Source organism: Phycisphaerae bacterium, from assembly GCA_035275405.1.
Taxonomy (GTDB): Bacteria; Planctomycetota; Phycisphaerae; order UBA1845; family UTPLA1; genus DATEMU01.
In genome coordinates, this window is the sequence record DATEMU010000012.1 from 313,251 (window position 1) to 325,146 (window position 11,896).

General features: G+C 62.6%; 7 protein-coding genes. 3 read left to right on the forward strand and 4 right to left on the reverse strand.

Annotated features, from left to right (window positions below; translation table 11 throughout):
• Positions 1-785: 785 nt before the first annotated feature.
• Complete coding sequence (gene priA / locus VJZ71_14100; GenBank protein ID HKQ49199.1) at positions 786-3,092, reverse strand: primosomal protein N'; 2,307 nt, start codon at positions 3,090-3,092, stop codon at positions 786-788.
• A gap of 75 nt (positions 3,093-3,167) precedes the next feature.
• Positions 3,168-4,502 carry a nicotinate phosphoribosyltransferase gene (locus VJZ71_14105; protein ID HKQ49200.1) on the reverse strand — a complete coding sequence of 445 codons (1,335 nt, stop codon included), beginning with the start codon at positions 4,500-4,502 and terminating at the stop codon, positions 3,168-3,170.
• A 45-nt stretch (positions 4,503-4,547) separates the two neighbouring features.
• Here VJZ71_14105 and VJZ71_14110 point away from each other — a divergent pair, with 45 nt between their 5' ends.
• Positions 4,548-5,354 carry an ABC transporter ATP-binding protein gene (locus tag VJZ71_14110; GenBank protein HKQ49201.1) on the forward strand — a complete coding sequence of 269 codons (807 nt, stop codon included), beginning with the start codon at positions 4,548-4,550 and terminating at the stop codon, positions 5,352-5,354.
• 49 nt (positions 5,355-5,403) lie between these two features.
• Positions 5,404-7,734, forward strand: coding sequence for an ABC transporter permease subunit/CPBP intramembrane protease (locus tag VJZ71_14115; protein ID HKQ49202.1), 2,331 nt, complete (start codon positions 5,404-5,406; stop codon positions 7,732-7,734).
• 28 nt (positions 7,735-7,762) lie between these two features.
• On the opposite strand, the gene VJZ71_14120 is transcribed toward VJZ71_14115, so the two are convergent.
• Positions 7,763-9,199 carry a sigma-54 dependent transcriptional regulator gene (locus VJZ71_14120; protein ID HKQ49203.1) on the reverse strand — a complete coding sequence of 479 codons (1,437 nt, stop codon included), beginning with the start codon at positions 9,197-9,199 and terminating at the stop codon, positions 7,763-7,765.
• Between the two features lie 25 nt (positions 9,200-9,224).
• Positions 9,225-10,427 (reverse strand): ATP-binding protein, encoded by a 1,203-nt coding sequence (locus tag VJZ71_14125; GenBank protein ID HKQ49204.1) that lies wholly within the window; start codon positions 10,425-10,427, stop codon positions 9,225-9,227.
• Positions 10,428-10,767: 340 nt separating this feature from the next.
• On the opposite strand from VJZ71_14125, the gene ald reads away from it, so the two are divergent.
• Positions 10,768-11,874 carry an alanine dehydrogenase gene (gene ald, locus VJZ71_14130; GenBank protein HKQ49205.1) on the forward strand — a complete coding sequence of 369 codons (1,107 nt, stop codon included), beginning with the start codon at positions 10,768-10,770 and terminating at the stop codon, positions 11,872-11,874.
• The last annotated feature ends 22 nt before the right edge of the window (positions 11,875-11,896 follow it).

Here is an 11,896-nt window from a genome sequence, read left to right on the forward strand (position 1 = left end):
GCTCCGATCGCGAGTACGTCGCCGTCGGTCGCAATGGACGCGCCAAAGCCGTCATAGGCTTGACCGTGAGCGTCAAAAAGTCGCTGGCGCGGAATCCAGTTGTCGTCGCTTGCGGAAAAAATATGAACAACGCCGGTGTCGGCGGTCGCCCCATCGCCGTAGGGAGCTCCGACGAACATGTAATCTCCGCTGATCGCGAGCGCGTCTCCAAAATATGAATACGGGTCGGCATCAGGCGAGACGATCTCCGCCGTTTGGCATTGCGCGTCGGCGTATGTCGCCAGGAATAGCATGACAATTGACGGTATTAGCCAGCATGTAACAAAGCGGTGCGAATCCATTGGTGTTACCTCCCAATCTCAGTAGGAACCAAACATGCAATTCCTGTGCCACACTCAGATCGTGCCTAGAAACGGCGCGCGAACTTTGTGCAGCCGGGGGAACGCCCCTCGACCGCGGCGCGCGGAATCGCCGAAGCTTGTACAGCGCGATCAAATTGTCGTGAGGAATCGGAACGGGCGGTTAGGACTGGGCGGGGCGGGGGAGCCGCGATGTCACGCAGCCGGAAGGATGGAACTTATGAGGGACGAATGATGAATCGGGTAAATATGATACTCCCGCTTGCCTTTGCCAAGCCGCTCAACCAATTCTCACCAATAAACTATACCCCATATTCGCGGCGTTGGCCAATGAAACCGAAAAAATACCTGCAGGTCAGGTATTCGGGGCTTCTCACGGCCATCCAGGGGCTAGCGGCCCTCGGCCCCCGAGAGGGGCCGCTACCACTACTGTAGTGAGACCGGGTCGACGTCCACGATGATCGTCCGTGCGGGGGCGTGGAGGGTGGCTTCGGCCTTGAAGGCGTCGATGGCGGTCAAGAGCGCGGTTGCGGTGGGGAAGGTCAGGACCAGATCGAAGCGGTAGTTGTCGCGGATGCGGCTTATGGGGGCGGGTAGCGGGCCGAAAAGGTCGACCGCGACGCCGGCGCGCTGGAGCGTGTCGCGGATCGATTCGGCGAGCTTGGCGGCCGCCTTTTGGGCGCGAGTCATCAGCGGGTCGGAGACGACGATTCGCATCATCCGCGTCCACGGGGGGAGTTTCGCCTTGCGGCGTTTGTCCAATTCGGAATTCGCAAAGCCCTCGTAATCCCCGGCGACGGCGTGGCGGATCGGGGCCGTGTCGGCTGCGAACGTCTGCACGACGACATCGCCGCCTACGTCCCCGCGACCGCTGCGACCGGCGACTTGGAGGACGAGTTGGAAGGTTCGCTCCTCGGAGCGGAAATCGTTGAGCGCGAGGGCGGTGTCAGCGGAAATGATGCCGACGAAGGAGACGAAGGGAAAGTCGAGGCCCTTGGCGATCATCTGCGTGCCGACGAGGATGTCGAAGTCGCGCTGCTCAAAGGCGGTCAGCACATCGGCGTAGTCCGCGGGCGTGCGCATGGCGTCGGAGTCCATGCGGCGGACGCGGGCGGCGGGGAATTTCTCGGCCAATTCCTCCTCGACGCGCTGGGTGCCGATGCCGAAGCGGACGATGGGCCCACCGCAGCCGATCTTGGGGCAGATTTCTGGTAGCGTCAGTTTTTCATGACAGTAGTGGCAATGGGCGAGCTGCGTCGTCGCATGAAAGACGAGGTGGACGCTGCAATGCGGGCAGGTCAGCACGGTGCGGCAGCGCGGGCAATGCAAAAAGCCGGCATAACCGCGGCGGTTGAGCAGCAGCACGGCCTGCTCGCCGCGTTCCAACGTCCCGCCGAGATATGCCTCCATCTGGCGCGACAGCATGTGCACGCCTTTGCGAGCCAGGTGTTCTTCGTGCATGTCGACCAGATGGACGCGCGGCATGGCCAGTCCGCGGACGCGCGTGGGCATGCGGATCAGGTGGTAGTGCTTTTTCTCGCGGACGTTTTTCCACGTCTCCAGCGAAGGCGTGGCAGAGCCGAGGACGACGGGGATGCCCTCGAGGTGCGCCCGTTGGACGGCAACGTCGCGGGTGTGGTAGCGCGGGGCCGCCTGGTTTTTGTAGCTCGGCTCGGCCTCCTCGTCGACGATGATCACGCCCAGGTCCGGGCACGGCGCGAAGACGGCGCTACGCGTTCCGATGACGACGCCGATGTGACCGGCCGAAATCGCCGCCCAGGCGCGGGAGCGCTGGACCGACGAAAGACCGCTGTGCAGAGTCGCCACGCGCTCGAAGCGATCCTCCAGTCGGCGGACGGTCTGGGTGGTGAGCGCAATTTCGGGGACGAGCATGATCGCCTGCCGGCCGAGCGAGAGTGCCTGCTTGATGGCACTGACGTAGACCTCCGTCTTGCCGCTGCCGGTCACGCCGAAGAGGAGCTGGACGGAGAACGATCGCGATTCGACGGCAGCGTTGATCTGGGCGATGGCCGCGGTCTGGTCGGGCGTCAGTTCGAATTGAGGTTCGCTTCGGCCAGCCGCAGGCGGGGGCGGCTCGACGGGTTCGAGGATGGTTTCGATCCGAACCAGGCCCTTCTTGCCCAGCGAGGCGACGACGGCCGGTGTGCAGGCGGCGCGTTGGCAGAGTTCGGCGAGCGGAAAGCGACCACCTTCGGACTCAAGTAGTTCCAGGAGAGCGGATTGTTTGGGTGGCAATTTGGGACTTGAGATTTGAGATGAATTCGGAATTCGGAATGCGGAATTTGGAATTTCGGAGGATGCCGCAGTCACGTATTTCACCTTTCGCCAGCCCGCCCGGCTCTTGGCGGCGGCGGGAATCATGAGATCGAGCGTGCGGCCCAGGTGCGCGGAGTAATACCGGGCCAACCACCGGCCCAGTTCGAGGAGTTTGTTGCTCAAAACGGGACGCTCGTCGCGGAGCTTGAGGATGGGCTTGAGCGTAGTGTCCCACTTGCCGCGGGCGACTTCCAGACACATCGCTTCAATTGGCCGCTGGCCGCGTCCGAAGGGAACGGTCACGCGCATGCCCGGCGCAAGGATGGATTCGAATTCTGGTGGGACGAGGTAGCTGTATGTCTTGTCGATCGGCGCGAGCGGGGCGACGGTCGCGATGAGCGCGGAGACGAGCTGCGGTTCGTCGAGGAGGGAGCGGGTGAAACGATCGCGAGGCATATCAGAATTACAAATGACGAACGGCGAATAGCGAAGGATGACCTTACGCCGCCGGCGCTTGTCGGGTGCTTCATGTTACTCGGATTTAAGGGAGGAGTGGATTTCGATCGGAAACGGGGCCGAGCCGCGCAAACTGCGAAGGGATTCCGGGAGATGGGAAATCTGTTGCCGCGCGTAATCGGCAATGTGCGCGACCGGGCGCGTGGCGGCCAGGGGCTTTCCCGATCGGACGACGGGAACCAGCAAAGGCGTCCCTTCCAGTGGCGGCCCGTCGGCGGCGGCCACGAGATCGCCGAGAAAGCGGCCGTCTCGCTCGCGGCGGTAAACCTGTTTGGCGCGGCCGGTCGTCTGCTTATCAGCGGAGGTCTTGATACAGGGTCGAAGGCGGCCGGCGGCGTCCTCGACTTCCACGAGCTTGTACACCATTGCAAGGCTCGGGGCATCGGCGACGGTGGTCATTTCCGTGCCCACACCGAACGCATCGATCGGCGCGCCCGCGGCGAGGAGGTCGTCGATCTTGAATTCGTTGAGATCGCCGGACGCGAGGATTTTGACGTGGCCGCAATCGGCCTGATCGAGGATTCGCCTCGCGAGTCGCGATTGGCCCAGCAGGTCGCCGCTGTCCAGGCGTATCGCAGAGAGGCGCGGCCCCAATCGTGCCGCGCGGCGCACCCCGGTCTCGACGTCGTACGTATCGACGAGCGCGATGGTTGAATCCGGAAAGATGTTGGCATAGTCGACAAATGCGGCTTGCTCGTCGTCGTGGGCCATGATCCAGGAATGCGCCATCGTGCCCGCAGGCGGATAATCGAACATCCGCGCCGCGGCAACATTGCTCGTCGCGGTGCAACCGGCGATCAGCGCGGCGCGGGCGGCGAGCAGCGCGCCCTGCGGGCCGGGCGAGCGGCGAGTGCCGAACTCGATGACCGGCCGGTCGCGCGCGGCGAGCACGATGCGGGCTGCCTTGGAGGCCACGGCGGTCTGAAAGTGCAGGCTGTTGATCGCGAGAGTTTCGACGATCTGCGCCTCCAGGAGCGTGCCGGAGACGCGCAGAAGCGGTTCGTTCGCAAACACGACGGTCCCTTCGGGAACGGCGTGGATGTCGCCCGCGAAACTGAATTGCCCCAGGACGCTGAAAAACTCCTTACTCACGGCGTGAAACGCCGGAAGGGCTCTAAGATAATCAGTGTCTTCCGCCCTAAAGCGAAGGTGCCCCACCGCCGCAGTGGCCTGTTCCAAGCCGGCCGCCACGAGATAGGACCGATTTTGCGGGAGCCGCCGGATAAACAGCTCGAAGACGCAGCGCCGGCGGTGGAGCCCCTGGGCGTGGTAGGCCGCCGCCATGGTTAACTGGTAAAGATCGGTGCAAAAGGGCAGTTCAGCGTCGCTGGGCAGTAATGGGTTATTCAAGATTCGGCATCCGGCGTTGGCCGATATTATACGCGGCGGAGAGTTTTGGGCAGCGCATCCTTGGAAAAGGGTCGGTTCGGCTCGATGGTCGAAGTCAGCGAATTGACGAAGGTCTTTCCCACGACCGAGGGCGGCGAAAAATGGGCCGTCGACGGCCTGTCGTTTCGAGTTGCACCGGGGGAAATCTATGGACTCCTGGGACCGAACGGTGCAGGCAAGACCACGGCGCTGCGGATGGTGAGTGGGCTGATCACGCCGACATCGGGGCGGGTCCGGCTGGACGGGTTCGACGTCGCCGCTCAGCGTCAGCAAGCCAAGAGTCGCCTGGGATACCTGACCGCGAGTACGGGGCTGTATCAGCGGCTCTCCCCGCGCGAACTGCTCACCTATTTCGGCGAACTGCTTGGCATGGACCGCCCGGCCGTGCAGCACAGGATCGCGGAGTTGATCGATTGGCTGGACATGGGCGGTTTTGCCGATCTGCGATGCGGCGGACTGTCCACCGGCCAGAAGCAGCGTACGAACATCGCCCGCGCGGTCATGGGTGACCCGCCCATTCTGATTATGGACGAGCCCACGCTGGGGTTGGATGTCTTGACCAACCGGATCGTGCTGGACTTTATCCGCTCGGAAGGCGCGCGCGGCAAGGCAATCATCATGTCCACGCATTATCTGGACGACGCCGAGCGACTGTGCCATCGCTGCGGGCTCATTCATGAAGGCCGGCTGGTCGGTGAGGGATCGCTCGCGGAGTTGCAGCGCACCACTGGTCGCAGCCGGCTCAGCGAGGTGTTTTTAAAGCTGTGCGGGCAGGCCGAACACGTGTTGGAAATGGCGGGACCTCGAAGGTAGGGCGGGCTCTGCCCGTCGGTGCGACGCGGGTTGGGGCCCGCTGAACTGGATGATGAAAGATTACCGACGAGTCTGGGTGGTTTATAAGAAGGAGCTGGTGGAGACCCTGCGCGATCGCCGGACGCTGATGGCGATGGTCTTGGTGCCCATCGTCCTGTATCCCGTGTTGATGATCATCATCGTCCAGGCCCTGAAAGTCGAGACGGACCGGCGCCAGGCAGAACGCTATTCAATCTGTGTGCCGACGGAGGCGCATCGAGAGTGGCTGGAAATCGTGCTTCGCCGCGAGGATGCCCAGCGGGCGAGTTGGGAAGAGACGAAGAAGAATGGGAACCTCGACGCAGGTGAATCGGACGCGATGGACGAGTTGCGGGCGCGGCTTCACGCGTGGCAGGTGGATGTCGTGGTCCTGGGGACCGGCCAGTCGCTCTGGGACGCCGTCGCAAATCAGAACTACCATGCGGGCCTGATCCTCGAGCCGCCGCCCGATCCCGCGCACTTGTCCAATGGCATCAACCGGATCGCCCAGATCATTCACAGTGACACCGACCCGCGCTCGGAGTTTGTGTACAACCAATTGGAGAACATTCTGGCGAATGAAGCCGAGCGAATTGTGCGAGAGCGCGTCGCGAGCCTGCCAGGCGGCGCCGCGACGCTGACGCCGCTCCTGTCCAGCCGCTTGTCGACCTCCAGCCCGCAGCAACAGTTCGCCAAGATCCTGGCCATGGTCATACCGTTCCTGCTCGTCATCATGACAGTAACGGGGGCGCTGTACCCGGCGATCGACCTCACGGCCGGGGAGCGGGAGCGCGGGACGCTGGAGACGCTGGCGGTGTCACCCGTGCCGGTGGGACAGATCGTGGCCGGAAAGTTCGGAGTGATCGTCACGATCGCCATGTTCAGCACGGCGCTGAATCTCGGCTCGATGACGGCGATGTTCCATTTTGGAAAGCTGGGCGAATTGGCGACATCGCTTCGCCACCCGGGCTCGGCCGTCGAAGAACTCGAAGCTCAAAAGGCGATCGAGCAAACCTCGGCAGGGCAGGCGGAAGGCGTGCTGTCACAGCGTTTTTACCTGGAACAGCGGCGGAAACTGGAACAGGACGCGGCCCAGCAAAAGGGGTTCATCACGACGGCGGCCCCGATCGTGCTTTTGGCGATGTTACCGTTCGCGGTGCTGGCCAGCGGAATCATGTTGGCGACGTGCAGCTTCGCGCGGACCTTCAAGGAAGCGCAGAACTACATGATGCCGGTCATCATGGCGTTTCTCATCCCGGCGATGGTCGTGTCCTACATGCCCACGACCCGGCTCGAAGGTCTGGTGCTGGTCATTCCGGTGGCGAATATAGTGGTGCTGATTCGCGAGTTGTTCCTGGGGAACTACCAGCCCGCGGCCATGGCCATTTGCCTGTTATCCACCGCGCTCTATGCGGCGGCTGCGGTGGCAGCGGCGGCCAAGCTCTACGGCCACGAGGCGGTGCTATTTGCCGATGTAGGCAGCTACAAGACTCTGCTGCGGCGGCGGTTTATTCGACCGCAGTTTTATCCGCCGGCAGCGCTGGCGGTGGTCCTGGTGGCGCTCATCTTCCCGCTGAACTTTTATTGGCAAAGTTATTTCATCGATGTCGATGTGTCGGCGCTTCGGCTAAAGGTCGTCCTGGCGGCGTCGCAGGTGCTCTTGTTGGCGGGGCCGGCGTTTTTTGTGGCATGGTATCTGAAGCTCAATATACGCAAGACGTTCGCACTCCAGCCGCCGGGCGCCTTCTCCCTGATCGGTGCGATGTTGCTGGCCATTTCGATCGTGCCCGTCGCAAACTTCCTGCGACAGGTCCAGTTCATGTTCTACCCGCCGCAGGCGGACGATCTGGTCCGACTGGGTGAAACGCTGCTTTCGGGTTCGCTGTTCTGGGTGCTCTTGGTGTTCGCCATCCTTCCGGGAATCTGCGAGGAATTGTTATTCCGGGGATTTCTGCTGTCGGGGCTGCGCGATCTGCGGCCGTGGCGAGCGGCGCTGATCGTCGGCGTATTCTTCGGGCTGTTTCACATGCAGATCGACAAGATTCCCGTGCATACCTTGCTCGGCGTGCTTTTGGCGGTGGTCGTCCTGCGTAACGGATCAATCTACCTGGCGATGTTGATTCACATGGCGAACAATGGCCTGGCGTTGGCGTCAACGCGCCTGCCTGCGCTGCATAAGTTTCTGGGGATGGAGGAATTCGAGGCCAATCTGACGGAACCGCAGTTCACCATGCGAACCGCCGCGTTCGTCGCCGTATTCGCCATTGGCCTGGCCATTACCTACCTCGGCCGGCCGGGGAGCACTCTCTTGGAGAGGGTGTCCAAGAATCAATCCGGAGTGATGCACTCTATTTCGGCGTAGCGCGCGCAATCGGCGGGCCGAGCCCGCCCTACTTCCCGTGTTTCGCCGGATCGTACTCCAGCCCGAAGTGCTTCATTTTTTTGTACAGCGTCGTGCGATTGATCTCCAGCATCTCCGCCGTCGTCTGGCGGTTCCAGTCGTTCACGCGGAGCGCCGCCTCGATGATCTTCTTTTCAGGCTCTTCCAGCGCGGCCTTGAGCGACTGCGGCTTGTAGTTCGTCGGCGTCGTCAGACCCGTGGCCGGTTGGGCCTCCAGGATTGTCGGCGGCAGGTCGTCGACCGTGATGTGGCGGCCCTTGCAGAGGACGACGCTGCGCTCGACGGCGTTCTCCAGCTCGCGGACGTTGCCCGGCCAGTGGTAGCGCTGGAGGGCGTCCATCGCCGCCTGCTCGAATCCGAGGATCTGCCGCTTGTTCTCCGCGCAGTACTTCTTGAGAAAATGATCGGCCAGGAGCGGAATGTCGCCGAGCCGCTCGACCAGCGACGGCATTGGCAGCGTCAACACGTTGATGCGATAGTAAAGGTCCTGTCGAAACCGGCCGGCCTCCACTTCGCGCTTCAGATCGACATTGGACGCGAGGATCACGCGGACATCGGCCGTCAGCGTTTCATTGGAACCGACCGGCTCGAAGCGCTTTTCCTGAAGCACGCGCAGGAGCTTGACCTGAAAGGCGGGGGAGGCCGAGTTGATCTCATCGAGAAAGAGCGTCCCGCCCTCGGCCGCCCGGAATTTGCCTTCCTTGTTGGAAACAGCTCCGGTAAACGCCCCTTTTGCGTGGCCGAACAACTCGGACTCCAGAAGCGTCTCCGGCAGTGCTCCGCACGATACTTCGATGAACGGTTGGTCGCGGCGATCGCTGCGATGATGGATCGCTCGGGCGACGAGGCTTTTGCCGGTACCCGATTCTCCGGAGATCAGCACCGTGGTCCTGCTCTCCGCGACCGATTGAATCAAATCGAAGACCTTGAGCATCTTATAGTCGTGGCCGACCACGCTATCGAGCGAGTAGCGAAGATCAAGCTGCTCGCGGAGCGTGCGATTTTCGCGAAGTAGCGACTGTTGTTGCATCGCCCGTTGCACGACGAGGCGGATTTCGTCGTCGCCGAGCGGCTTCGTCAGATAGTCGTAGGCCCCCATCTTGATCGCTTCCACGGCCGACTCGATCGTCCCGTAGCCGGTAATGACGATGGGGACGATGTCCGGATGGCGATCGTGCAGCGTGCGGAGCAGCTCGAAGCCGTCCGCCTGCGGCATGTTCACGTCGGTGATGACGAGGTGATACGTCTGCTTGCCGATAGCCGCAATCGCGGCGGCCACCGATCCGACCGCGTCAGTCTCGTAGCCTTCGAGCCGCAGGAACTCACTGAGCGAGTCGAGGATAATGCTGTCATCATCGACGAGGAGGATGCGACCGCGCGCGGCAGGCGATTCCGGCGCGTCGGCGGCTTTGCGGGAACTAACGATCGAAGGTTTGACGGGGGCCGTTGATTCAGTCACAGCGAGTTACTCCTTTGTTTGCGCCGGCCACGCTCGGGTCGGCGCTCAGTTCATTCGGTCGGTCGCGTAGCTTTCCGAGCGGCACCGCCGCGCAACTGCGGATGGGAATGCGGACAGTCATAGTCGTGCCGGTCGGTTGACGGCGCTGAGCAGTGATCGTGCCCGAGTATTTTTCGATTAATTCCTTGCAAACGGCGAGACCGAGCCCGGTTCCCTGGCCCACGGGCTTGGTCGTGTAAAAGGGATCGAAGATCCGCTCGGCGTCGGCGGGAAGCCCCACGCCGGTGTCCTCCACTATCACCATCACGTCCGCTGCATCGAGCCGCGTCGTGAGTGTCAGCGTGCCGCCGGTCGGCATGGCCTCGATGGCGTTCTTGATCAAGTTGCAAAAAATCTGAAAAAGGTTGCTGCCCCGGACAACGGGCATATCCGCCTGATGGAAATTGCACACGACGGTGATGTCTGCCTGGCGAGCGCGACCTTCCATGGCGCTGAGGGCGTCCTCCACAATCTTGTTGATGGTCGCCTGCTCGAAGGAACCCGGCGTACTTCGAGAAAACTCCAGCAGATCGCGAATGATCTCGCCCATGCGCAGGAGCCCGGAGCGGACCTGCTCGAGGTAGTGGGAGACTTTGGAATCAGCCGGCGGATCGGCAGACTGACGCATCGCCAGGTTCGTGTACCGGAGAATTCCGTCAAGCGGGTTGTTGAGTTCGTGGGCGACTCGGGCGGCGAGCTTGCCCACGGCGGCAAGACGCTCGGAAACCGCCAGCCGGCGCTCCATGCCGATGTGCGCGGTCACGTCCTCGGCGACGAGCAGGCCCCCGATCGTCGGTCCGCCGCCGGGACCGCGAAGCGGGTGGATCAGCAGATGGAAATAAGACTCCGCTTCAACGCCATCCCGGCGAATCGTGACATCGACGCGGCGGGGTACCCGCATGTCGATGACCTTGCGGAGTTCCGCCGCCCAATCTTCGTAACGACTTTCGACGGTCAGGGCCGTCAGGGCCCGCGAAAGGTCCGAGCCGCCGGGAATCAGGTCCGTGGCGGCCTGGTTGCGGAGGACGATTTCCAACCGGTCGTCAAAAGCGAGGATGGCCATGGGAAGGGATTCGAAGGCAGCCTGGCAGAGGTCGCTGGAATGCCCCAATTTCCCTCCGCCGGACCGACTTGTCCTTGTCTGCGTCTTTGACATTTGGCCTGTAAACCCCGCCGTTTTCCCCAAGCAGTATCGGTGCGCTGGGACGCGAATCAAGCCAAATGTTGCTTTTCTGCATCATGCCGCTGTTATCCGGGCCTGTTTGAGTTGCTTTCGGACTCGGCAAATCGGCCCCGGGGCCACTTCCTGGCTGCAACTGGCGGTGCCCACGAGCGTTATGCACGGTGGGAATGATGCGCTCGAAGACTGGTACCGACCCTTGGAGGTCAGGTCAGCGGCCCTCGTTGCCGCGATCGGCGGCATCCCATAGCATGAGACTGCTAATCGCATGCTGGGGAATCGCCTGCGGCCAAGTCAGAAGGGAGAGCTTGCTGCCATGATCGTCGGATGCGTGAAGGAGATCAAGTCGGACGAGTATCGCGTGGGGCTCATCCCCTCCGGCGCCGCCGAATTGGTCAAGGCCGGGCACAAAGTCCTCATTGAAAACGAGGCGGGAGCGGGATCGGGATTTGCCAATTCGGAATACGAAGCGGCTGGCGCTCGGATCGTTGATGCAGCCAGGGAGGTCTTCGCCCAGTCCGAGATGATCATCAAGGTCAAAGAGCCGCAACGATCCGAGTGCGAGATGCTTCGCGAGGGACAGGTCTGTTTCACCTATTTCCATTTCGCCGCCGATCGCGGCCTGACCGAGGGCGTCCTCAAGAGCCGCTGCATCGCCATCGCCTATGAGACGGTTCGCGACAAGGCGGGGCGACTGCCCCTGTTGACGCCGATGAGCGAGGTCGCGGGCAAGATGAGTGTCCAGGAGGGGGCGAAGTACCTCGAAAAGCCCATGATGGGTCGCGGCATTCTTCTCGGCGGCGTGCCGGGGGTGGAGCCGGCGACCGTATTAATTCTGGGCGCGGGTATTGTCGGAACGAATGCGGCGAAAGTAGCGGCGGGCCTGGGGGCGCATGTCGTCCTGATGGACGTCAACCTGGAACGACTGCGGTACCTTTCCGACGTCATGCCCGCCAACGTGCAGCTATTGTTCAGCGACTCGGCGATGATTCGCGAGCATGTCGCCCGGGCCGACCTCGTCATCGGGGCCGTGCTCATCCCCGGGGCGCGCTGTCCCGTGCTGATTCCGAAAGGCTACCTCAAGCTCATGAAGCCCGGCTCGGTCATCGTGGATGTCGGAGTCGATCAGGGCGGCTGTTGCGAGACGATTCACCCGACGACCCACGCCGATCCGACGTATATGGTGAGCGGCGTGGTGCATTATGGCGTGACGAACATGCCCGGGGCGGTCGGCCGCACCAGCACCTACGCCCTAACCAACGCGACGCTGCCCTACGCCCTGCGCCTGGCCAATCTCGGCTACAAGCGAGCGACCGCCGAGGATCCGGGCCTGGCGGAGGGCGTCGACGTCCATCAGGGCCTCGTGACCAATGAGGCGGTGGCCAAGGTCTTCGGAATGGAATACCGGCCGTATCGGCCCTAAAATGTCGCGCGAACGGTGCGGC

Coding starts and splice junctions, on each gene's coding strand:
- ald (HKQ49205.1), top strand. CDS start 10,768: ATGATCGTCGGATGCGTGAAGGAGATCAAGTCGGACGAGTATCGCGTG.
- VJZ71_14115 (HKQ49202.1), top strand. CDS start 5,404: ATGATGAAAGATTACCGACGAGTCTGGGTGGTTTATAAGAAGGAGCTG.
- VJZ71_14125 (HKQ49204.1), bottom strand. CDS start 10,427: ATGTCAAAGACGCAGACAAGGACAAGTCGGTCCGGCGGAGGGAAATTG.
- priA (HKQ49199.1), bottom strand. CDS start 3,092: ATGCCTCGCGATCGTTTCACCCGCTCCCTCCTCGACGAACCGCAGCTC.